Below are 21,202 nucleotides of genomic sequence, written 5' to 3' on the forward strand. Positions count from 1 at the left end.
CCTGCGAAGGCGCGTGGAAGGGTGGTGATGTTGTTGACCTTCCCCTTGGGTGAAGCCCCAGCATCGTTGACACCGGTCGTCATGGCCGGGGACGAGGAGGAGTGGTGCGGGAGCTGCTGACGATCGGAGCGTTCGCTCGGGCAGCTCGGCTGTCGCCGAAGGCCCTGCGGCTCTACGACGAACTCGGGCTCCTGCTGCCGGCCGCCGTGGATGGCGATTCGGGATACCGATTCTACGATCCGGAGCAGTTGGAGCGAGCCCGGTTGATCGCCTGGCTGCGGCGTCTGGGCATGCCCTTGACCCGTATCCGGCGTGTGTGATCTACCTGCGGAGACAGCGGCCGAGGAGATCGCCGGCTACTGGGAGCAGTTCCTGGCCGAGACCGCCGCTCGCGGCCGGTTGGCAACCTTCCTCGTCGACTACCTGATGGGAAGAGGCAGCTCTGTGGACGATTCCGCGACCATGTTCGGGATCCGTTACGTCGCCCGCTCGGAGTCGGGATTGGTGCGGACGAGCAACGAGGACACCGCCTATGCGGGCCCCCGCTTGCTGGCGGTGGCCGACGGCGTCCGTGGCGGGGCCGGAGACCTCGCGAGCGCGACCGCCATCGAGGCGCTCAAACCGCTGGAGGCTCTCGCCATGCCCGCCGAAGACCTCCTCGGCGCGCTGGCTGACGCGGTCGACGATGCTGACACGGAGATCGGGACGATCGCCGCAGCATCATTGGATGGCGAGGCCGTCACCACCCTGACCGCACTGCTGTGGTCCGGCTCCCATCTGGCGCTAGTGCACATCGGCGACACCCGCGCCTACCGCCTGCGAGACGGTGAGCTCTCCCAGATCACCCATGACCACACCTTCGTCCAGTCCCTGATCGACGAAGGACGACTGACCCCCGATGAAGCGGTCTCACATCCGCAGCGCTCACTGTTGGTGCGAGCACTGACCGGCACAGGCGGGACGCATCCGGACCTGTCACTTCACCAGGCCGCTGCCGGTGACCGCTACCTCTTGTGCTCCGACGGGTTGTCGGCCGTCGTCTCGGCCGCGTCCCTGCAGAAGGTGCTGACCGAGGAGGACGGCCCGCAGCAGGCGCTCGACGAATTGATCGCGCAAGCGTACGCCGCAGGTGCTCCCGACAACATCGCCTGTGTCGTCGCCGATGTCGTACCGCTGGACGCTGCGGATGCCGTCCGGAACGTTCCCAGCCGGTGATGCGCGCCCCTAGGCTCAAGGCAGGGCGCGGCATCATCGTCGATCGTCGACCGCTGAGGGTCGACGTATTCCGGCGGTTGTGGGTGGCGTCGGTGGTGTGCGCGGTGGGCGGGTCGTTCAGCCTGGCCGCGATCCCGACGCAGTTGTTCACCATGACCGGGTCATCGGCGGCCGTGGGTGCCTCGGCCGTCGTGTCGTTCGTCGCGCTGGTGGTGGCGGCTCTGTGGACAGGTGCTCTCGCCGATGTCAGAGACCGGCGGTCGGTACTCCTGGCGGCGCATTGCGGCCTAACGTTGACCTACGCGGCCTTGTGGACTCAGTCTGTGCTGGACGCCCGATCCGTCCCGATCCTGATGATGCTGGTGGCTTGCCAGGGACTGGCCTTCGGATCGATCATGACGACGATGGGTGCTGTGGTGCCCCGCCTCGTCCCGGTCGAGCTGCTCCCAGCGGCCAACAGTCTCAGCTCGCTGGTCCGCTACGCCGGGTCGATTTTGGGCCCCGTGCTCGCCGGCCTTCTGATCCCGCTCGTCGGGCTCGGCACCCTGTACCTGTTCGACGCGCTCGCGTTGCTGGCCGTCGTGTGGGCTGTCGCCAAGTTGCCCCGCTTGGAGCCGGCCCGACCATCGAACGTTCCGGCCGAACCGCACCGCGGGGATCATCCGACCATCGCTCAGATCCTGGCTGGGTTCCGGTACCTGGCAGCCAGCCGACTGCTCGTGGCAGTGCTGGCGGTCGACCTCTCGGCGATGGTCTTCGGCATGCCGGTCGCACTTTTCCCCGAACTGGCCCAGCGCACCTACGGCGGCCCGGCTGGCGGCGGTCCGGCACTGGGACTGCTCTACGCCGCCTACCCAGTCGGGGTGTTCGCGGTCGGTCTCCTATCGGGCACCTTCACCCGCGCCCGCCGCCATGGCGCTCTCATGGCGGCAGCCGCTGCCGCGTGGGGCATCACTATGGTCGTACTCGGCTTGGCGGCACAGCTGTGGATCGCGCTGATAGCACTCGTCCTCGGCGGAGCCGTGAACTTCGTGCTCAGCACCTTCCGCAACGCCATCTCCCAAGCCCTTACCGACGACGCCATGCGCGGCCGGATCCAAGGAACACTCACCGTTGTCCTCATCGGTGGACCGCAGCTCGCGAACTTGCTGCACGGGACCACTGCGTCGCTCCTCGGGCCCCGAACAGTGATATGCATCGGAGGCCTACTGACTACCATGGCCGTCGCCGCGATCGCATGGCGAGTTCCCGAGCTGCGTTCCTACACGATGTCCACCCCCGAACCACGTCGTGACCCAGACCGCTCAGCGTGATCCACATTGGCCTCGCTCCAGCTTGGAACGCGATCGGTGTTCCGTTAGGGGATCCCTCACCGGAACACCACCCAGCCCGAACAGACCCACAGGTCAGGGTGTTCCGTATAGCTGTTCCGCGAACCGTTCCGGTGACGGGGCCCTATCCGGAACACTGAAGGGCGTGAACGGAGCGCGTGTCGGCTATGCCCGCTGTAGTACCGATGAACAAGACATCGTGATCCAAACCGAGCAGTTGCTCGCGCTCGGCGTCCCGACCGATCGGATCTACATCGACCGTGGGTTCTCCGGGACCACCCGCCGCAACCGGGCCGGTCTCGACCAGGCCCTCGCCGCCGTCTGGGACGGGGCGGTGTTCACCGTGACGAAGTTCGACCGGTTCGCCCGCAACATGGTCGAGGCCAACCAGATCCTCACCGATCTGTCCAAACGCGGCGTCCTGTTCGGACTGGGCGGCTCGGTCTACGACTGGAACGCCCCGTTCGGCCGGCTGTTTCTGCAGACTCTGGCCATGGTCGCGGAGTTCGAGGCGAACATCGGGCACCAGCGCACCCGCGAAGGCATGGCCCTGGCCAAGAAGAAGGGCAAGCTCAAAGGCAAACAGCCCAAACTGCCAGAGCCTGCGCGCCGCTCCATCCGCCGACGCTATGCCGAGGGCGAGGTCTCTCTCGCAGACCTGGCCGCCGAGTACAGCGTCGGACGCTCCACCATCCACCGCATCATTCACGGTCAGGAAAACCCCAGGTAGAACGCGAAATCAACTTCTACTTTGCGGCTCGCCGTAGCTATAGGAGTTCCAGGCCTGGATGGGCGAACTACTTCCGGCACGGAGTGTCCATGGCGATCTTCGGCGCGATCGATAACCATGCGTGGCATCGCATCGTCGGCTGGATCTTCCGCAAACACTCCCGAATCAGCTGGCAGCAGCTGCGCCGCCGGTTCTGTCTGCCCGGCACCTGGAAACTGACCTGCAACGGCGTCGAGTTCACCGGCGCGTCCAGCGTCAAAGTGACCCGTTACCGCTATCGCGGCACCAAGATTCCGACGCCGTGGTCATCGCAACCGGCAATGGCCGCCGTTAGCGGTTGACCACCGGGCAAGACACGTGGAGAGCCCGGTGCATGGAGACATGCACGCCGGGTTCGGCGGGCGGGTCAGGGAAACGGACTGATCGCAAGACCAGCACCGCGCCCTGGCCCGACCCAACCCAGCCGCAAACCGCAACGTCTCTGCAGGTCAGAAAGGTATCCCTTCAGAGGGGCCTCGATTCACCGGACCCATCGCAGCTCCTCGATGCAAGTCGCTGACCTGTGCCATCTCCCTAATTGGCAGCTGGTGACACGTTCCTTACCAATACCCCTACTTGACGGTTGGGGCCACGCTCGGGAGGAGGACGCCTGTACGTCACTCCCCAGCCGCACATCCATCACGCCGTTCCCAAGGTCGCCGATGCGGGCCTGTACCTGGTGACACCTGAGCAGGTGAGCCAGGTGGCCGAGCGGCTCATCACTGCCTGGCAGACCATCCGCGCCCAGACCCGGACCCAAGACGCCGAGCAGGCGCGTGACGTCATCGCCTCCACCCTGCGCCTGCACCGGGTGCTGCCGGGCCAGTGGCTGGAACAACTGCTGACCAGACGCATCAGTGACGGGTAGACGCCAAGCCCGTCAACCCCATAGGTTGCCACATGCCGCATGATCGACTCGGCAGCGGACGTAGAAGCGGGACGACAGTGCCGGTCAGGCGTCAGGGGGTGGGGCGCAGGGCGTGGATGTCGCCGCCAGCGCTCACATAGAGGAGGCCGCCGGCGGCGATAACACTGGGCGCCTGGCTGCCAGTACGTATGCGCCATTTGCGCGCGCCGGTGATGCCGTCCAGAGCATGCACGGCGCCGCCGGCTCCGGCGTACACGGTGCCGGCGTGCACGATGGGGCCTGAGACGTGGTCGGCGCCCACGGACTGCCTCCACTGTTCCATGCCGGTTACGGCATCCAGGCAGTGGAGGACGCCGTCACCGTCGGCCAGGTAGACGCGGCCCCGATCGACGGCTAGCTCGGCGGGGAAGGAGACGGCGCCGGGCGCGAAGGCCCACCGTAGCCTGCCGGTGCGGGCGTCGAGCGCGTACAGGACGCCGGCCGCGCCCCAGGCGTAGACGGCGTCGCCGGCGGGCACTGGGGGGAAGGCGACGGGCGAGCCGAGCAGGGTGTTCCACCGCCGGGCGCCGGTGGCGGCGTCCAGTGCGCGCAGGCGACGGTCGGCGCCGATGACGTAGACGACCTTGCCTGCCGCCGCGGTCGTGGCGCGGTGGCTGCCGTCCTTTGCGGCCCCGGTCCGCACGCTCCACCGGCGGCGGCCGGTGGCGACGTCCAGCGCGTGCACGGTGCCGCCGGCGTCGTCGATGTAGACGGTTGCGCCGTCGATCACGGGACGGGATATGGAGAACGTGTCCGCGCTGTGGAAATGCCACAGCTCGCGGCCGGAGACCGTGTCCAGTCCGACGGCCGTCTCGCCGTCGACGAGGATGACGCGCCGTTTCGCCACCACGAAGGTCGAGCTCGGCCCCACCGGATGCCGCCACCGCCGACGGCCCGTGCGAGCGTCCAGGGCGTGAAAGGAACCCGGTCCTTCGACGAACACCAAGCCGTCGGTGACTCTGAGGGGCCCGCCAACGAACTCGGCGATCACGGTGGTCCAGAGCGGGCGGCCGGAGGAGGCGTCCATCGCGTGGACCCTGCCGCCGGCGATGGCGTAGACGGCTCCGCCGGCCACCACCGGATCGTCCCTCAACTGGCCGTCGGTGGGGAAGGTCCAGCGCAGGTTGGACGGGGCGGTGGGTACGGGGCGGGGAAGCCGGTAGCGGGCCAGTAGTTCGTCCCGTACGAGCGGGGCCAGGAGCCGCAGGGCCGAACGCGAGGCGGAGGCGAGCCGGACGATGACCGGGCCCACGTTGACGAGGACTTCTGGCGCGCCGCCGGTGCCGGTGGCGGTGGACCGGATGTAGTCGAGGAGGTACGCGTCCTCCGTGATCGCGTCGTAGATCTCCGTCTGCTTGATGCGGGCGGTCTCGGTGGCGAAGATCTGCGCAGCGACGGCGCTGGAGGAGGAGACCCAGTCCACCGAGAGGGAGACGACCGGGGCGTCGTCCACGGGCGGTATCCAGTCACACTGGACGGGCTTGGGCAGCCGCTCGCCGAACAGGGTCGGCGTCCGGGGCGTGGGCACGTAGCCGTCCGCGACGGGGCGCAGGTCGGCGGCGGTCAGCAGGCCGCACGCGTCCGGCCAGGCGTCCGGCGGGACCCTGTCGAACAGCTCGTGCCCGCCCGGGACGCCGTAGGTCAGGGTGTAGGCGGCGACGCGGCCGGTGGCGAACAGTACGAAAGCCATGCCGGGGGTCGTGCCCACGAGGGAGACGTGGGTGGAGGACGCGTCGAGCGGCAGCGCGCGCAGGCGGCCGGAGCCGGCGTCGACGGAGACCAGGAACGCCGGGAGCGGCCACCTGGAGGCGTCGCCCCAAAGTGCGCCGTCGCCGCCCGTCGTGGCCCCCTGGTTGAGGCGCATCGGCCGGCTCCAACGGCTGTCCCGGGCGGAGCCGGCGGCGCGCAGCGCCTCCTGCCCGGTGGACAGGAGGCGACCGTCCGGCCCGTAGAACGACGAGACGTCGCCCACCGAGACGCCTGCGTACCCGTCGCCGCTGACGACGAGATGGAGCGAGGGCGGGGATCCGTCGTCCGTCAGGGTGCGGGGTGGCGAGGGCAGCGTACGCGTCCAGTTCGGCCGCAGCGTGGACGGGTCCACGGACGCGAGCCGGAGATGGTTGCCCGCGCAATGGTCGAGCAGCACCACCGACCGGGCTGTGGCGTCGGCCGTCAGGGCGCAGCCCCGTGGACGAGCCGTCCTTGCCACGGGCGTGCCCGTACGCGGATCCAGGGTGCGCAGAGCAGGGGGTTCCGCAGCCTGATCGACGAGCACGACGCCGCGCTCAGTCACCATGATCGGCGACCCCTCGTAGGTCCCAGCGTCCGAGGCCTGGTTCCGCGGTGAGGCGATGGTGACGGCACGCCGCCACAGCAGCGCGCCCGTGCGCGCGTCGTAGGCGTGCAGCCGCTGGTCGCCGCGGCTCTGATCGTCGGTGAACACAACGACCGTGCCGGACGTCGCCCACACGCCGGCGACGGGATCGCGCGAGCCGTTCCCTGGTGTTGTCGGCGCGACGGACAGGGTGCGGACGAGCGCGCCGGTGCGGGCATCGTGCACGCGTACGGTGCCCTGGCCGGCGGCCATGGCCAGCGCCGGCTGCGACACGCCGTAGTGCGGGGTGCCGTGGGTACCGTTGACGAGGTCCGCCTCGGCGGGCGCCGACCACGCCATGCGCCACTGGACGGGCGCCGGTCTGCCGTCGGGGGTGTCGGCGGCCGTACCCGTCAGCAGCGCCGCGGTCAGCAGGACGACGGCGGCGGCGCGCGTGATCAGCACTTGTCCGAGGTCGTGCAGGTCTGGTCGGTAGGCATCGGCACCCAGCCGCCGCCGTCACCGGCCGTGCGGTAGGCGGTGCGGTAGGAGCTCGCGGGGCCCGTCAGCCGGAACGGGACGCCACCCGGCCCGTGGATCACGATCTCTTCAGACCTGTCCGCCGTCAGCACCGTGGCCACGAGGTCGAACTCGTAGTACGCCGTCTTGCCGACTATCGAGAGGCTGAGTGTGACCCGTTCATCCCGTTTCAGGTCGATCTGTTTCGTCCTGAAGTACGGGGTGCGCAATTCCTTTTTCGTGCCGAAACGGACCGGCCGCCGATCGAGGTCCGCGATGAGCTCGACGGTACCGGGCTGCCCGGCGCTCCCCGGGTTCAGGTAGGCGCCCTGCGCGGGCGGTGCCCGGGTGAGAACCCGCGGCTTGATGTCGATGATCCGCAGGCTGCTGCGGTTGCCGACCAGGACGACGGTGGTGGTCATGTCCCCGATCGTGGCGACGTGGTGGCGGGCCAGCATCGCGGCCACGTCGGCGGGGTCGGCCCCCCTGCCCAGCAGGATCGCCCGGTCGGCGGGGGTGGTCACCGGCTCCCTGAGTACGAGGGGGCGTTCGTCGTAGTCGACGGCCACGTGCCCGACCGTCAGCGGCGGCCCGCCGCGGATGCGGTCGATCGTGTCGGGGCCGCTCGTGGTGTACCAGGCGGTGAACACCACGCCGATCGCCGCGATGAGCGTGGCGCTGGCGACTCCGGCCGTCCATGCACGCGCGGCCTTCCAGCCGCCGGGGCCCACGGCCGGCTGATCGGCGCTCTTGTCGCGGCCATCGTCGACCGTCGCACCCTTTTTGCCGGTCATACTCGTCTTGCTCCGGCGTCCTTTAGCCATGACTGTCTTCCAGTGGGCCGTGAATGTGCGGATCTTGACCGTGCACCTTGGAGTATGCCCGACCGGAATTGGCGGCGCACCGGAAACGACGCCATGACGGCAGGCGAGCGTGAAGGCCAGCTTGAGGAAGGCCTGATGAATGTCGGCACGGAATCGGGGTCGGAGTACGGCGGAACGGAAACGTACGCCAAGCGTGATCGTCAAGCATTAAACGGGTGGCTGACGCGTGAGCACGGCGTGTGCGCTAATAGCTCCTAACAGAATGATCTCTGTTGTGGTTTGATCTCTCGCTGTAACGACAGCGGGAGGGTGAGCACGTTGGCGCGGCTGAAGCCGTGGGAGGTCAGCGACGAGCTGTGGGCGGCTATTGAACCGCTGCTGCCCAAACACCAGCGGCGAGCCCGCTGGCCAGGACGAAAGCGATTGGATGACCGCCTGGCGCTGCAGGGCATCTTGTTCGTGCTGCACACCGGCATCGCCTGGGAGCATCTGCCGCAGGAACTCGGGTACGGCTCGGGCATGACGTGCTGGCGGCGGCTGAACGAGTGGCACAAGGCCGAGGTCTGGCAGCGCCTGCACGAGGTGCTCCTGGCCAGGCTCCGAGCGGCCGATGCCATCGACCTCTCCCGGGCCTCGGTGGACTCCTCTCACGTCAGAGCGCTAAAAGGGGGGCGCAGACCGGTCCGTCCCCGGTCGATCGAGGACGGACCGGCAGCAAGCACCACCTGATCGTCGACGCCACCGGCATCCCCTTGGCGGCGATCCCGACCGGCGGTAACCGCAACGATGTCACCCAGCTCGTCCCGCTGTTGCAGGCCGTTCCACCGGTGCGTGGCAAGCGCGGCCGGCCCCTCCGGCGCCCCGACGTCGTCCTGGCCGATCGCGGCTACGACCACGACAAGTACCGCAAGCAGGTCCGCGCCCTCGGCATACGCCCGATCATCGCCCGACGCGGCACCGAGCATGGCTCCGGCCTGGGCAAACACCGCTGGGTCGTCGAGCAGACCTTCGCCCTGCTGCACCACTTCCGCCGCCTGCGCATCCGCTGGGAGATTCGCGACGACATCCACGAGGCCTTCCTCAGCTTCGGTTGCGCCCTGATCTGCTGGCGCCGTCTTAGCTCATTGCGTTAGGAGTTCTAAGACAGGAACGCGCCAAGGCATTCAGCCCTTCGCGTCTGCGCACCGATTCCGGACTGGGCCAACGGGCTTGGCGTACGTTTCCGTTCCATCACACTCTGCCCCCGTCCCGATCGGTCGGCGTGCGTCAGGGGCGGCCCGATGCTGGCTCCTGATAAAGTTTCTTCTCACGAGCCAGAATCGCGATCACTCAGCCCTCTTCCACCGCCCCCTCCGGAGCCCCGTATGGACGACACGACGGCCGACGGCACGCCGCGGATCGCCCCGGGCAGACAGACGTCCCCGTTCTGCCCGCCCTGGTGTACCTCGCGCCACGACACCGAGCACGAGGTCGCCTTCATCGACACCCCCGGCGGTCACGCCGTCAGCGTCGCCGTGGCCCAGCCCGCCGACGCGGCCGATCCCGTCGTGGTCGCGCTGGTCTCCACCCCCCGCGAACTCCTGTCCAGCGTGAGCCTCTCGCACGAGCAGGCGCGCGGCCTGGCCCAGGTGCTGGCCACCGTGCAGCCCACCCCACCGGCCGGCCCCGTCCTGCTCCCTCACGGCGGCGGTTCGGAGGAGATGGCCGAGTCCCCCGTTGTGGTGGCTGCGTTCGCCGAGGCGCTCAGCGCGGCCGCCGACGTCATCGAGCTCCTGACCATGGGGAAGCGGTGAGCATGCCGTCCCTCTCCCCCGCCCTGCGCCCCGACCCGGTGCCCGCCGGCCTCGACAGCGCACCGTCGGCCGCCGACCTTGACCTCAGCCCGGCCGCTCGCGCCGCGATCGAGGCCGGCGTCCCGGCCGCCACCCGGCGCGCCTACGCCAGCGACTGGAGCGCCTTCACCGCCTGGTGCGCCGAGACGGGCCGGACCCCACTGCCCGCCACCCCGGCCACCGTCACCGAGTACGTCACCCACCTGACGACCACCCCCTCGGCGCGCACCGGCCGCCCGCTGGCCCCCGCCAGCATCGAACGGGCCCTGGCCGCGATCCGCACCATGCACAACGCCGCCGACGCCCCGGCCCCGCAGACCAAGGCCGCCCGCAAGGTCCTGGGCGGCTACCGCCAGCGTCTGGCCCTCAGCCACGACCCGGCCGCCCGGCCGCGCCGGGCCGACCCGGCGGTGCCCGAGGCGTTGCGCGCCATGCTGGCCGTCTGCGACCGCGCCACGCTGGCCGGCAAGCGCGACGCCGCGCTGCTGCTGCTCGGCTACGCCTGCGCCGCCCGCGTCAGCGAGCTGGCCGCCCTGGACCTCGCCGACGTCGGCGAGACCGCCGACGGGCTGCTGGTGACCATCTACCGGCGCAAGATCAAGGCACACACCGAGACCGCCGTCCCCTATGGCCGCATTCCCGCCACCTGCCCGGTGCGCGCGGTCCGCGACCTGCTCGCCGCCCTGGCCGACGCCGGGCGCACCTCCGGGCCGCTGCTGGTGCGCATCGACCGCCACGGCCACATCGCGGCGCCGATGATGCGTCATGGCCGCACGATCGGCGACCCGGACGGCCGCCTCACCCCGGGCGCGGCCGCCGACGTCGTCACCCGCATCGCCGCGGCCGCCGGGCTGGAGGGCCGCTGGACCGGTCACAGCCTGCGCCGCGGATTCGCCACCGCCGCCCGCCGGGCCGGCGCCACCCTGGAGCGGATCGGCCGCCACGGCGGATGGGCCGATGGATCACGCGCCCTGCTCGGCTACCTCGAAGAAGGCGACCGCTGGACCGACAACCCGGTGACGGGGCTGTAGACCTCCGGAGGACTTTTCGGAGTTTTCGGACACCCCTACGCGCGCGCACGCGTGGGGGTGCCAAAAAAGTCACGACACTCCGCTGACACCTCGGCCCGCATCTCTGCGCGCCGGCCGAGAGGGTCAGTCGTCACCGAACATGGCCGACAGCCCGTTCAGCATCTGCAGCAGGATGTCGACGTTGCCGATCGCGTCGAGGAGGCATTGGCGGGCCGCCTCGATCTCGACGACGTGGGCTTTGACCGTCTCCACGTCGGGCACCTGGCCGGCGCCGATGACGCCCAGGAGCTTCTGCAGGCCCTCGGCGGTGTGCGCGGCCGCCAGCGGGATCGGCCCGGTCGACGCATCCTGGGCGACCAGTCGCAGGGGGCCGGCCACCCGCAGCGCCTGCCAGCGCAGGAAGGCCACCAGCTTCTCCGGATCGTCGGCCACGCCCGCGGTCGCCAGCTGCTGATGGTGCGCGGCGGCCAGGTCCTCGGTGCCGGTCGCGGCGCTCTCGGTGAGCATCGCCTCGATTTGCACGGCGCCGAGCAGCGCGTTGGCCAGTTGCATCCGGTAGGGGCCGTCGCCGCCGAGCCGGGCGGCCTCGATGGCGTGTTCGGCGGCGGTGCCGGTGCCGTCTACATCGGCGCCGTGGCCCAGGCCCTCACCGCCGCCGGACTTCCCCCGCTGTCGGGCTGGTGCACCCCCGACGAGAACACCGGCTTCCTGGCCTGGAACGCCGGCCACACCGCGCCCGCCCACTGGCCGCAAGGACTGGCCCTGTGCTGGCACCACGAGCACGGGTGGAGCTGGGCCGACCAGGAGGCCGAGATCCCCCGGGGCCGCCTGAGCGAGCTGGCCATCGACGCCGCCCCGGCCGACGTCGCTCGGGTGGCCGCCCGGCTGCTGGCCGCCCAGCGCACCCAGGTCACGGTCAGCTGACCGCCCGGCCCACCACCAACCCGAGAAGGAGAGCGATGGACACCGAGGACCTGACCCGCTTCGGGACGCTGCTCCAGGCCGCGGCCGAGCAGCGCGAGCTGACCGTGGCCGAGCTGTACGAAATCGGATGGCTGCTGAGCGAGATGACCCGAGCCGCCGCCGCCCTGGCCGACCACGCGCGGACCGAGGTCGCGGCCCTGCCCAGCCGGGGCATCCTGCGCGAGGACACCGGCGAGGACCCGGGCACCCGCCTCGCCGAGGCCCGCGACCGCCTCACCTGGATGATCGGCCTGCTCCAGGAGGCGGACGAGCCCGCCCGCCGCTACCACGCCGCGATCGGGCACCTCGGCGTCGAGGTCGACCCCGAGGCCGCCGAGGACTGACCGGCCGGCAACGCCCCGCCCCGGCGCGATCCGTACGGCGGGACATTGCCGAAAGAAGCGCACGGTCAGACCCAGACCCGATGTACCTATGCATCTACGCGTACTGGAGCGTGACCACATGACCGATGAGGCCGAGTGCATCATCTGCGGAGCCCCAGCCGAACCCGGCGTCGACTACTGCGGCGAGATCTGCCGGATCGCCGACGCCACCGGCGAGCAGCCGCCGGACTGGGACTGACGACGCCCCTCTAGGTCTAGAGGCCGGCCCCTCTAGACCTCGTGCCGAGGCCCCGGATGAGACTTTTCTCTACGGTTTCAAGGCGGCCGCCACGGCGGCCGCTCTGTTATGCACCGGATTGTTGTCAGCGATGCCGGGCGTCATCGATCCCGTGTTCTCCTTGAGGCCTACGCCTCTCACCTCTCTGGAGGAATGCGCGTGCAAAAGATGTCCCCCACCACGGAACGGCTTGTCCGGCTCATGTTGCTGCTCCCGTCCGAACCGCATGAGCCGCTGTGGACCAGCGTGGCCGACGACTGCGGAGACCTCCCCGCCGTCATGTCGATCGGCGTATGGATCCGCGACACCACCGAGATGTGGCCCGAAGGCGCCCCCCCCCCGCGTCCTGGCCGAGATGGTCCTCACCACGTTCGGCAACCCGAGCGAGACCACCCTGCGTCTGCTGTCACAAGCGGTCGTACGCGGCTCCAAGGGGACCGGTGTCGGCGCCGCGTGGGTCGCTCGCACCTGCCGCACCGCCATCGACGTCCTGGCCGAGGCCGACTCGTGGGAGGAAGTGCTGGAACGGGTGAGGACCGACTGGAGTTAGCGCCGAAGCCATCGCCAAGGTCACCGAGATTCCGGCACCCCGTCGCCGTACCCATTGATCAAATGAGTGGCGGCTCGCCGGAGCCATAGGCGTCCCGCTCCCGAGCGTGTCCCCAGCCCCAAGGTAGATCGGCCGCTGCAGGTCATGGGCCTTGGGGCTCTGCTCTGCCCCACCCATTCCGAGGTCGGGTTTCGGCATTGTTCGGCGGCGCGTTGACCGGGACCGGATTGGTGGGCCGCACCGTCTCACCGTGCTGACCTGCGGTTGTGCCGTCCGGGTGACCGGGCAGAACCAAGGTTCTGCCCGGTCAGCGTCCCAGCGCGGCCCGTTTCCGCCGTATTCCGGTGGCACCCCACGTGCAGCGGGGTCAGCCTCCGCGTAGGGGCGGTCTTGATCGGTCAGCGCGACCGCGGTGCCACGGATCTCGTTGCCCCTGGGTATCCAGGGGCAACCGTTGCGAGGTCGTCCACGACGAAGGCGACCGTGCTGCCCTGCTGGACGTCTCGGAACATCTTCGACCTGCCGAGCTCACCGCCAGGTGCTGGCCCTACGCCTGCTCCTTGTACACCGCCTCGATGTTGTTGCCGTCCGGGTCATCCACGAACGCGCAGTAGGCGCCATACTCGGGCCAATGCCGGGGTTCGTGCCGGGACTTGCCGCCAGCCGCCAGCGCGGCCGCGTGGAAGGCGTCGACTGCGGCTCGGTCGCGGGCGGTGAATGCGATGTGCGCGCCCCGAGTCACCGTGGCATCGCCCGCGGGATACAGACCGAAGGACGGGGTGTCCAACTCCTCCTCCCAGAACTCCGCTCCGCCGTCAGCCGCCTGTCCGACGACACCGAGGGGCTTCAGCGCGGCGGTGAAGAAGCGCGTGCTCGCCTCGAGGTCCGCGGCGATGAAGGTCACGTGGTGGATGAAGGGCCATCGTTCTGTCATGACCGCGGAGTCTACGAGAGCCCGGCGCCGACGCCTCGTGCCGGGTCTCATGTAGTTATCGCCGAGCTCAGTACGGCTCGAAGGTCCTGGCCCCGGACACCGGGAACGAGTGACCCGCCAGTAGCTTCACGGCTCGCGACTCATTGCACGTTCGCTGTCGTGGCGGCCTGTTCGTCACGGCTCAGGACTCCCGAAGCTACGGCCAGGGGCAAAGTAAGGGGCTGACCGGACAGAACTGATGCACTGTCCGGTATCCGGCTCAGGGACGCCACCGCCGGCCCGCCGCCTCCGGCAGTCCTCCCCTACCGAGTAGGGGTCTATCTCCTCTCGGATCAGGCGATCGGTCCCATCCGGCGCTGCCTCCAGCCACCACCCGCCCGGCCACACATGAGCGGCCTCAGGATTGGCTATGTCGGTGAGAAACGGAGCCGAATGTTGCTGACTGGCTCTCTTGATCGACTCGGTCGCAATGCCGTGTCGGTGAGTTCGGGAGCCACCTCGTCGGCTCGGGCGACTTACTGGCAGTCGCCAGCCTTCCTTGATAGCTGACGAGAACCGCAATTGTGATCACTCACACAGCTACTTTGGGGCTGGGGACATCTTCGGGAGCAGGGGGCCTGCAACGGCGCGTCGGCGTCAACGTCGATGATCTGCAGATCCTACCCCGCTCCACACGCGGATCGTTCTGTCGACGCCGCCGCTGATCACATGACGGCCATCGGGCGTCACCGCCACCGCGAACACAGAGCCCTCGTGGCCGGTCAGCCGCGCCTGTACTTGCCTGGCCCTCAGGTTCGACACGCATGGCGTGTGGTGTTCGCCGGCGCTGATCACGTGGCGGCCGTCGGGTGTCACCGCCACCGCCGGTACCCCGCCGTCGTGGCCGGTCAGTACGGCCCGCTGCCGCCCGGTCTCCAGGTCCCACACACGTACCGTCGCACTGTCGTCAGAGCTGATCACCTGGCGGCTGTCGGGTGTCACCGCCACCGACAACACCACTCGATCATCGTGACCGGTGAGTATGCGGGTCAAAGCTCCTGTGATGGACATGGGTACAGAATCTAGTGGTCGCGCCCGTTAATTCGTCGGGGATGGCGGGTTGAGCCAGGCCGTAGTGTCGCCGAGGTAGAGGCCACAGGCGCAGTCGAGGGCTTCCTGCGGGGTGCCGGCCGGGTAGCCGGTGGACAGGACGGACTTCTCGTAGTCGTCGTGGCTGGCGCGGTAAATGGCGAACCCCCAGCTGGTGGCGGATCCAGCGTAGCGGAGCCGGCAGAGCGGCAGGGTGGTGCCATCGGGGAGCCGGCCGGCGACATAGGCGAACTCGCCGTGATAGCGGACGGTGATGCCGGCGAGCTGAGGCCAGCGCTCGCGTGCCCTGGCGGCCAGGCGCTGGCGTAGCGAGGTCATGGTCGACTCAGGTGGCCTTGCCATACGGCCATCGTGCCCTACCCGCCTGGCTGCACCATGGAGGGCATGCCCTCCAGTCCCTATGTCATATGCCTTGGCGACGCTGAGCGCGCTGAGCTGGAGTCCCTGTCCCGGCGCGGCTCAGCGCCGTTTCGCCTGGTGCTGCGATCACAGATTGTGCTGCTCGCCGCGGCGGGCACAGCGAACCGGATGATCGCGGAGCGACTGGGCATCTGCCAGGACACGGCCCGCAAATGGCGGCGTCGGTACTGTGAACAGGGCATCGAGGGGCTGGCCGACGCGCCGCGCCCCGGCAGGCCGCGCGTGTTCTCCGCCCGCATCGTGGCCGGGGTCAAGGCCCTCGCGTGCGAGATGCCCACCTCGAGCGGAACTCCCCTGGCCCGATGGACCTGCCCCGAGCTGGCCCGCCATACGGCAGCCAGCGGCATCGCTCCCGCGCCCTCGGCGTCCACCGTGCGCCGCTGGCTCGCCGACGACGCCCTGAAGCCCTGGCAGCACCGGTCGTGGATCTTTCCTCGTGACCCGCACTTCGCCCTCAAGGCATCCCGCGTCCTGGACCTCTACCAGCGGGAATGGGAAGGGGAGCCGCTCGGTGAGGACGAGTACGTGCTCAGCGCCGACGAGAAGCCCGGCGTCCAGGCCCGCATGCGCATCCACCTCCCGCTCCCACCGGGGCCGGGGCGGGCGATGCGGATCGAGAGCGAGTACCACCGCTTCGGCACCCTCGCCTACCTGGCCGCCTACGACGTCCATCATGCCCGGGTCATGGGTCGGTGCGAGCCAACCACTGGCATCAGGCCGTTCACCGCGCTCGTGGACCAGGTGATGCAGAGCGAGCCATACGCTTCGGCCAGGCGGGTCTTTTGGGTCGTGGACAACGGCTCCTCGCACCGGAACTGGGCGGCGGCAGCCCGGCTCAGCGACGCCTACCCGAACGCCCAGATGGTCCATCTGCCCGTCCACGCCTCCTGGCTCAACCAGATCGAGGTCTACTTCTCCGTCATCCAGCGCAAGCTCCTCAGCCCCGACGACTTTGAGGACCTCGATGAGCTCGCCGCCCAAATCCTCGCCTTCGAGAACCACTACAACGCCGCAGCCAGGCCCTTCGACTGGAAGTTCACCCGCACCGACCTCAACCGCCTCCTGGCACGCATCAGACAGCACGACCGGCATGCACCGCACCCGCTGGCCGGATGACCCCCGACGAATTAACGGGCGCGACCACTAGTGATCACCGGCAGCTCCGGCGGAACCTCCGGGCTCGGGCCCGGCATCGACGTGCGCGCCCCCGGGCGGGGCGGCCGCGGCGGCTACCTCATCGGCCCCGGCTCGGTCATCGACGATGCCCCAGGTCCAGGTGGAGCGGACCGAGCGGAGCGAGGGGGGCAGACCAAGTAAGCCGGAAAGGGCTAATAGGACTGGTCAGGCGGTGGAGGCGGAAGCCGAGGTTTCGGCTGTGGATAGCCATGCCCGGCGTAGGGCCGGATTGGTTCCCGCAGTGATCTCACTGCGCTGACCTGGTCAGACGCCGTCTCGGGAACCGGATAGAATGTATGCCACTGTCCCGTATCCGCCTCAGAGGCGCCACCGCCGGCCCGCCTTCGGTCAGGCATTCTGGACCGGGGCGCGCTCTGCCCCCTTCTGGATCAGGTGGCCGGTTCCCTCCGGTGTCGTCTCCAGCCGCCACCCGTCCGGCCATGAATAATGAGGCTTTGCGGGGTTGGCCACCATACGGGTCCAGCCGAGATACGGGGAAGACCGGCCATCAGTCGATCATGCTCGTAATCTCGGAAGTGAACCGGAGTGTCTCCGCGACTCTGGGACGCGGAATCTCGGAAGCGCGGCATGGAGTCGACTTCCGAGATTGGCTCATCTCGGAAGTGGAAGCGGAGCTTGGCCGTACTGGCGATTGGCACTTCGCTCAGGTTGGGGGCTTCAAGATCAACCCATGGCCGGTTCTGGCCGTATCTCGGCTGGACCCGGATCTGTGGGTGTCACGGTCCGTGAGAAGGTGTCTCCCGCCCCCTCCGCAGCTCTGGCGGTCGCAGCGGCGTGCTCATCGGTGGTCATGCCGAGGCTGGGGTCGTGCCGGTTGAGGTCATGCTGGTCGTCAGCCCATTGCTGGTAGTCCCGCCGAACGGCGAGCCCGTCGGAGTCGACAATATGGGCGATATCGGCCCAGGTGACCCCGGCCAGCAATGCGTGGTGGACATTGGCGGGATGGCGCACGGTGCGCGCGATGCACTCCGCCAGCGCCAGCAGTTCAATGTGCTCGGCCACGGTGAGCGGAGGACGGTCATCAGCTCCATGCCGGGCGGGGTCATAGATCCCTCGGTCCACCAGCTCGATCCGGGCGCGAGCCGACGCGTGTTTGGCGGCCAACTCGTTGTAGCGCTCCAGCTGCTGACTGACAGGCATGTCGTAGCGAGCGTCGCGCCAGGTCGTGACATGTTCAGGCATGGTCATGACGACTTCTCCAGGGCAGTCGGGTTCTGGCTTCAAGGGGCAGTACGTCCCGGTCACCCGTGATGGCCGCACGGCGTGACCGGATCCAGTGAGGTGATCGTGCCGCAGAGGGTGTTGCCGGCGGCGTCAGCCATGTGCTCCTCGTGATCGACCCGTTCGCCGGATCCCCGCTGACTGTGGGCGGCGGTCACGGTATGGGGCCGAGGGAGGCGATGAGGTCGTGCATCTCGTCGCGGTAGACAACGGCCGGGTCCTGGATGGCGGTGCGCAGGTGGCCGTAGATCTCCAGGGCCACGAGCCCGTGCATGCGGCCCCACACCCTCAGCGTCATCGCGATGCCTGCCGGTGGCAGGTCCGGAAAGTCCTTCCGGACATGGGCCACCAGGTCCGGGTCGAAGTCGGCCCAGCTGTAGGCGCGGTCCTCGGACCGGCGCGCCTGGACCGCCGGCCAGGCTGCGGCGACGAGGCCGATCAGTCCGTTGCAGGCGCGCACCTCGGCCTGCTTGCCGGGGCCGTCGTCGGGCGGACGGTAGCCGGGCACGGAGTCGCCGTAGATCAGCCGGAAGCCTTCGGGGTTGGCCAACGCCCACTCGCGCATGGCTTGGGCCCAGGCCAGGATCCGGCCGCCCGGATCGGTCTCCGGCACCGCGTCGCGGGCGGCCTCGGCGGCGTCGACCGCCGAGGTGTAGACGTCGCCGATGAGCGTCGTGATGAGGTCGTCGCGGGTGGCGAAGTAGCTGTAGATCGCGCCGGCCGTCATGCCCATCTCGCGGGCGATCGCGCGTAGCGAGATTGCGTCCGGGCCGCCGTCCGCCATGAGCTTCATGGCGATCGCCTTGATCTCGGCGCTGGTCTGGGCGCGTAGCCGGTCGCGGCGGCTCGTCGTGTGGTCGCTCACCCTTGACAGTCTACAGGGTTGGTCTAATCTACATCGTGCTAAGTCTGAACGCCGTGTAGTAACACGACGGCATGTAGAAATGAGGGCTTGTGACCGGAGAAGGACCTCGTCCCGGGGCTGTCGGCGTTGACCCGGATCATCGTGGCGCTCGACTGCGACATCGGATACGTGGCGCTGATCGCCCTCGCCCTCAGGCCCGCTCTGTGGCCACAGCGAACGTCCCCTTGGAAGGAGCCGGCAAGTGAGCACCACCGATGTGATCCTCGCCTACCTCGACATCTGGAACGAGCGAGACGCCGCCGCCCGGGTGACACTGATGAAGTCCGTCCTCACCGAGGACTCGCTCTACACCGACCCCGCCAACGCGGGCCTGCGTGGGCACGCCGAACTGTCCGAGGCGATCGGCCGCGCCCGGGAGAAGCTCGGCGACCTGAGGTTCACCCTCGACACCGTGGTCGGCGCCCACCACGACCGCGCGCTGTTCAGCTGGAAACTCGGCACGGTCGCCACCGGCTACGACGTCGTCGAGTTCGCCGGGGGCCGCATCCGCAGCATCGTCGGGTTCTTCGTATAAGGCGCCCGCGGCACGGCGGGACCGCCGCTCTGGCCACCTCGCCGCAACGGCCGATAGCCGGACCCGGTGACCAGCACGACATGCCTGGCCGGGCCGTCCGGACCGGCGACCTACTACGCCCAGACCTCAGTCACGGCAACCACACCCGTCGCGGCGGACGCCGCATGAGATACGCAGGAGCACATATGTCCCCCCTTTCCGCCTCGCAATCGCCGGTCACCGTTGTCGGCCTGGGACTGATGGGCCATGCGCTGGCCACGGCCTTCCTGATGAACGGTCACCCGACCACCGTCTGGAACCGATCGGCAGCCAAGGCTGACGATCTCGTCGCCAACGGTGCCACCCTGGCCGACTCGATCAAGAGCGCGGTCGAGGCAAGCCCACTCGTCGTTGTCTGTGTCTCGGACTACGACGCCGTGCATGAGTTGCTGGACCCGGTCGGCCCCTCGCTGGCCGGCCGTACCCTCGTCAACCTGACCACGGCCAGTTCCACCCAGGCTCGCGAGACCGCCGGATGGGCGGCCAAGATCGACAGCGCTTACCTCGACGGGGCGATCCTTGCCCTTCCCCAGGCCGTCGGCACCGCCGATGCCACGCTGTTGTACTCCGGCTCGAAGGTCGCCTTCGAGGAGCACCAGGCCACCCTGCAGGCACTCAGCGAGACCGGAACCGTTTACCTCGACGAGGACCACGGCCTGTCTGCCCTGTACGACATGTCCGTCCTGAGCATCATGTGGGGTGTCCTGAACGGCTTCCTGCAGGGGGCCGCACTGCTGGGCGCCGCGAACGTCAAGGCGACGACTTTCGCGACCCTGGCCAACACCGCGATCAACGTGACGGCCGACTACGTTTCCGCATACGCGCAGCAGATCGACGAGGGCAGGTATCCGGCCACCGACGCCACCGTTGCCGTTCACATGGGCGGGATGGAGCACCTGGTCCAGGAGGCCGAGGCGCTCGGCGTCAACACCGAGTTGCCGAATCTCTTCCTGGAACTGGCCAGGCGTGCGGCCACCGACGGCCACGCCGACGACAGTTACGCAGCGATGATCAGGCAGTTCCGCAAGCCCTCGGTCTGACTTCTTCCCTACGGCGGAACGAGCAGAGCCGGGAACCCGGATCACGCATTCCGTGCCCGGCTCTGCTCCGAATGCTGTGCTCTGTCCAACACCGGTCGGTCGAGAAGACCCCGATATCGTCCCCAGGACGACATCGGGTCCGTCGCCGAAGTCCGCGGCGATCTCCTCAAGGAGCCCCAGCGCGTCGTGACCGTCAGGCATCGGCGTGTCCGCTGTTCGGTAGACCGTCAGGCATCGATGTGTCCTCTGTTCGGTAGAAGGCGTTGCAGTGCAGCCGCGGAGCCGTCGACGACCAGTCCCTGGGTCTCGGCCGTCCGCAGGGTCAGCTGTCCGGTGAAGAGCGCGACGAGCACCTGTGGCGGCGCCGTGATCGTCGCTCCGGGCTGCCGTGCGGTCGAACAGGGCTGCACGTCGACCTGGCCGTGTGCGGCGATGATGTCGCAGCCGTCGTGCAGGTCGCCGACGCGCACGGTGACAGGCGGCTCATCGGGTGAGTTGTCGCGGCACAGATGGCGCAGGGGCAGCGAGAGCCAGTGCACCCGGAACTCGTCGTCAAGCGGCGGGTCGATCATCAGGGGTGCGCCCCAGCGGGTCAGCTCGCGGACGACGCCGCCGAGGTCGCGGCCGCGGTCGGTGAGGCTGATCAGTGTCGCGGAGACCGGGGGCGGCTCATCGTGCCGGGCGATCAGTGCGGCCGACTCCATCTCGCGCAGCCGATCGGCCAGCAGGTTGCTGGCGATGCCGGGCAGTCCGCGGCGCAGGGCGGAGAAGCGGCAGGGGCCTTGGGTGAGGAGTTCGCGGACGATCAGCAGGACCCAGCGGTCACCAACCAGATCCAGGGCGCGTGCCATCGAGCAGTACTGGTTGTACGAACGCATGAGCCCAGTTTAGCGGGGATGGTTGAGAATCTCTATTAGGTGGTTTATTTTCTCAACCGAACGATCGGG

At 69.0% G+C, this 21,202-nt stretch carries 24 protein-coding genes; 15 read left to right on the forward strand and 9 right to left on the reverse strand.

The features are described from left to right. The first annotated feature begins 104 nt into the window (after positions 1–104). The 6 genes from J2S55_RS38470 (at position 105) to J2S55_RS38495 (ending at position 4,183) form a co-directional block, all read left to right on the forward strand. Positions 105–320 carry a MerR family transcriptional regulator gene (locus J2S55_RS38470; RefSeq protein ID WP_306871364.1) on the forward strand — a complete coding sequence of 72 codons (216 nt, stop codon included), beginning with the start codon at positions 105–107 and terminating at the stop codon, positions 318–320. Beyond that, entirely contained in the window at positions 313–1,215 is a 903-nt protein-coding gene (locus J2S55_RS38475; RefSeq protein WP_306871367.1) for a PP2C family protein-serine/threonine phosphatase, read from the forward strand. Before J2S55_RS38470 ends, J2S55_RS38475 begins: the two co-directional genes overlap by 8 nt. Continuing rightward, positions 1,215–2,528, forward strand: a complete 1,314-nt coding sequence (locus J2S55_RS38480; RefSeq protein WP_306875743.1) for an MFS transporter — start codon at positions 1,215–1,217, stop codon at positions 2,526–2,528. The genes J2S55_RS38475 and J2S55_RS38480 overlap by 1 nt, the downstream gene beginning before the upstream one ends. Positions 2,529–2,691: 163 nt before the next feature. Next, positions 2,692–3,276, forward strand: coding sequence for a recombinase family protein (locus J2S55_RS38485; protein ID WP_306871368.1), 585 nt, complete (start codon positions 2,692–2,694; stop codon positions 3,274–3,276). Positions 3,277–3,284: 8 nt separating this feature from the next. Next, on the forward strand, positions 3,285–3,617 hold the full coding sequence (locus J2S55_RS38490) for a group II intron maturase-specific domain-containing protein (RefSeq protein ID WP_306875746.1): 333 nt from the start codon (positions 3,285–3,287) through the stop codon (positions 3,615–3,617). A gap of 377 nt (positions 3,618–3,994) precedes the next feature. Further along, entirely contained in the window at positions 3,995–4,183 is a 189-nt protein-coding gene (locus J2S55_RS38495; protein ID WP_306871371.1) for a hypothetical protein, read from the forward strand. A 91-nt stretch (positions 4,184–4,274) separates the two neighbouring features. Here J2S55_RS38495 and J2S55_RS38500 read toward each other — a convergent pair whose 3' ends face one another. Together J2S55_RS38500 and J2S55_RS38505 are read right to left on the reverse strand one after the other, a co-directional pair. Next, positions 4,275–7,001, reverse strand: a complete 2,727-nt coding sequence (locus J2S55_RS38500; RefSeq protein WP_306871374.1) for an outer membrane protein assembly factor BamB family protein — start codon at positions 6,999–7,001, stop codon at positions 4,275–4,277. Further along, a complete protein-coding gene (locus J2S55_RS38505; protein ID WP_306871376.1) occupies positions 6,995–7,849 on the reverse strand; it encodes a hypothetical protein in 855 nt (284 codons plus the stop codon). The genes J2S55_RS38500 and J2S55_RS38505 overlap by 7 nt, the downstream gene beginning before the upstream one ends. A gap of 348 nt (positions 7,850–8,197) precedes the next feature. Here J2S55_RS38505 and J2S55_RS38510 point away from each other — a divergent pair. From J2S55_RS38510 to J2S55_RS38520, 3 genes are all read left to right on the forward strand, one after another. Beyond that, positions 8,198–9,012 (forward strand): IS5 family transposase gene (locus tag J2S55_RS38510; RefSeq protein WP_370879740.1). Its coding sequence is split into 2 segments (ribosomal slippage): positions 8,198–8,552 and positions 8,552–9,012, totalling 816 coding nucleotides; the frame shifts between segments, so codons are not numbered across the junction. A gap of 231 nt (positions 9,013–9,243) precedes the next feature. Further along, positions 9,244–9,672 carry a hypothetical protein gene (locus J2S55_RS38515; RefSeq protein WP_306871378.1) on the forward strand — a complete coding sequence of 143 codons (429 nt, stop codon included), beginning with the start codon at positions 9,244–9,246 and terminating at the stop codon, positions 9,670–9,672. Between the two features lie 2 nt (positions 9,673–9,674). Next, entirely contained in the window at positions 9,675–10,742 is a 1,068-nt protein-coding gene (locus tag J2S55_RS38520; protein WP_306875751.1) for a tyrosine-type recombinase/integrase, read from the forward strand. Positions 10,743–10,865: 123 nt separating this feature from the next. On the opposite strand, the gene J2S55_RS38525 is transcribed toward J2S55_RS38520, so the two are convergent. After that, entirely contained in the window at positions 10,866–11,384 is a 519-nt protein-coding gene (locus J2S55_RS38525) for a DUF6245 family protein (protein WP_306875753.1), read from the reverse strand. Between J2S55_RS38525 and J2S55_RS38530 the strand changes: the two genes are divergently transcribed. The 3 genes from J2S55_RS38530 (at position 11,289) to J2S55_RS38540 (ending at position 12,876) form a co-directional block, all read left to right on the forward strand. Continuing rightward, positions 11,289–11,666 (forward strand): DUF6292 family protein, encoded by a 378-nt coding sequence (locus J2S55_RS38530; RefSeq protein WP_306871381.1) that lies wholly within the window; start codon positions 11,289–11,291, stop codon positions 11,664–11,666. The genes J2S55_RS38525 and J2S55_RS38530 overlap by 96 nt on opposite strands. A 35-nt stretch (positions 11,667–11,701) precedes the next feature. After that, complete coding sequence (locus J2S55_RS38535) at positions 11,702–12,049, forward strand: hypothetical protein (RefSeq protein WP_306871384.1); 348 nt, start codon at positions 11,702–11,704, stop codon at positions 12,047–12,049. A gap of 632 nt (positions 12,050–12,681) precedes the next feature. Further along, the gene (locus J2S55_RS38540) at positions 12,682–12,876 is read left to right on the forward strand and encodes a hypothetical protein (RefSeq protein WP_306871386.1); all 195 of its coding nucleotides are present in this window, start codon (positions 12,682–12,684) and stop codon (positions 12,874–12,876) included. A gap of 547 nt (positions 12,877–13,423) precedes the next feature. Here J2S55_RS38540 and J2S55_RS38545 read toward each other — a convergent pair. From J2S55_RS38545 to J2S55_RS38555, 3 genes are all read right to left on the reverse strand, one after another. After that, on the reverse strand, positions 13,424–13,810 hold the full coding sequence (locus tag J2S55_RS38545; protein ID WP_306871388.1) for a VOC family protein: 387 nt from the start codon (positions 13,808–13,810) through the stop codon (positions 13,424–13,426). A 636-nt stretch (positions 13,811–14,446) separates the two neighbouring features. Beyond that, positions 14,447–14,860, reverse strand: coding sequence for a WD40 repeat domain-containing protein (locus tag J2S55_RS38550; RefSeq protein ID WP_306871389.1), 414 nt, complete (start codon positions 14,858–14,860; stop codon positions 14,447–14,449). A gap of 27 nt (positions 14,861–14,887) precedes the next feature. Then, complete coding sequence (locus tag J2S55_RS38555; protein WP_306863763.1) at positions 14,888–15,241, reverse strand: hypothetical protein; 354 nt, start codon at positions 15,239–15,241, stop codon at positions 14,888–14,890. A gap of 42 nt (positions 15,242–15,283) precedes the next feature. Here J2S55_RS38555 and J2S55_RS38560 point away from each other — a divergent pair, with 42 nt between their 5' ends. Beyond that, positions 15,284–16,435, forward strand: a complete 1,152-nt coding sequence (locus J2S55_RS38560) for an IS630 family transposase (protein ID WP_306863766.1) — start codon at positions 15,284–15,286, stop codon at positions 16,433–16,435. Between the two features lie 744 nt (positions 16,436–17,179). Here J2S55_RS38560 and J2S55_RS38565 read toward each other — a convergent pair. Both J2S55_RS38565 and J2S55_RS38570 read right to left on the reverse strand, forming a co-directional pair. Next, positions 17,180–17,704 (reverse strand): hypothetical protein, encoded by a 525-nt coding sequence (locus J2S55_RS38565; protein WP_306871391.1) that lies wholly within the window; start codon positions 17,702–17,704, stop codon positions 17,180–17,182. Between the two features lie 187 nt (positions 17,705–17,891). Continuing rightward, on the reverse strand, positions 17,892–18,602 hold the full coding sequence (locus J2S55_RS38570; protein ID WP_306871393.1) for a TetR/AcrR family transcriptional regulator: 711 nt from the start codon (positions 18,600–18,602) through the stop codon (positions 17,892–17,894). Between the two features lie 241 nt (positions 18,603–18,843). Between J2S55_RS38570 and J2S55_RS38575 the strand changes: the two genes are divergently transcribed. Beyond that, positions 18,844–19,176, forward strand: coding sequence for a nuclear transport factor 2 family protein (locus J2S55_RS38575; RefSeq protein WP_306871395.1), 333 nt, complete (start codon positions 18,844–18,846; stop codon positions 19,174–19,176). Between the two features lie 185 nt (positions 19,177–19,361). Next, the gene (locus tag J2S55_RS38580) at positions 19,362–20,255 is read left to right on the forward strand and encodes an NAD(P)-dependent oxidoreductase (RefSeq protein ID WP_306871398.1); all 894 of its coding nucleotides are present in this window, start codon (positions 19,362–19,364) and stop codon (positions 20,253–20,255) included. A 227-nt stretch (positions 20,256–20,482) separates the two neighbouring features. On the opposite strand, the gene J2S55_RS38585 is transcribed toward J2S55_RS38580, so the two are convergent. Continuing rightward, positions 20,483–21,133: a winged helix-turn-helix transcriptional regulator gene (locus J2S55_RS38585; protein ID WP_306871401.1), complete on the reverse strand. Its 651-nt coding sequence runs from the start codon at positions 21,131–21,133 to the stop codon at positions 20,483–20,485. Positions 21,134–21,202: the final 69 nt, after the last annotated feature.

Origin of the sequence: Streptosporangium brasiliense (assembly GCF_030811595.1) — a bacterium.
GTDB lineage: Bacteria > Actinomycetota > Actinomycetes > Streptosporangiales > Streptosporangiaceae > Streptosporangium > Streptosporangium brasiliense.

Coding starts and splice junctions, on each gene's coding strand:
- J2S55_RS38545 (WP_306871388.1), bottom strand. CDS start 13,810: ATGACAGAACGATGGCCCTTCATCCACCACGTGACCTTCATCGCCGCG.
- J2S55_RS38480 (WP_306875743.1), top strand. CDS start 1,215: ATGCGCGCCCCTAGGCTCAAGGCAGGGCGCGGCATCATCGTCGATCGT.
- J2S55_RS38535 (WP_306871384.1), top strand. CDS start 11,702: ATGGACACCGAGGACCTGACCCGCTTCGGGACGCTGCTCCAGGCCGCG.
- J2S55_RS38515 (WP_306871378.1), top strand. CDS start 9,244: ATGGACGACACGACGGCCGACGGCACGCCGCGGATCGCCCCGGGCAGA.
- J2S55_RS38555 (WP_306863763.1), bottom strand. CDS start 15,241: ATGGCAAGGCCACCTGAGTCGACCATGACCTCGCTACGCCAGCGCCTG.
- J2S55_RS38520 (WP_306875751.1), top strand. CDS start 9,675: ATGCCGTCCCTCTCCCCCGCCCTGCGCCCCGACCCGGTGCCCGCCGGC.
- J2S55_RS38565 (WP_306871391.1), bottom strand. CDS start 17,704: ATGACCATGCCTGAACATGTCACGACCTGGCGCGACGCTCGCTACGAC.
- J2S55_RS38560 (WP_306863766.1), top strand. CDS start 15,284: ATGCCCTCCAGTCCCTATGTCATATGCCTTGGCGACGCTGAGCGCGCT.
- J2S55_RS38585 (WP_306871401.1), bottom strand. CDS start 21,133: ATGCGTTCGTACAACCAGTACTGCTCGATGGCACGCGCCCTGGATCTG.
- J2S55_RS38580 (WP_306871398.1), top strand. CDS start 19,362: ATGTCCCCCCTTTCCGCCTCGCAATCGCCGGTCACCGTTGTCGGCCTG.
- J2S55_RS38505 (WP_306871376.1), bottom strand. CDS start 7,849: ATGACCGGCAAAAAGGGTGCGACGGTCGACGATGGCCGCGACAAGAGC.
- J2S55_RS38550 (WP_306871389.1), bottom strand. CDS start 14,860: ATGTCCATCACAGGAGCTTTGACCCGCATACTCACCGGTCACGATGAT.
- J2S55_RS38540 (WP_306871386.1), top strand. CDS start 12,682: ATGGTCCTCACCACGTTCGGCAACCCGAGCGAGACCACCCTGCGTCTG.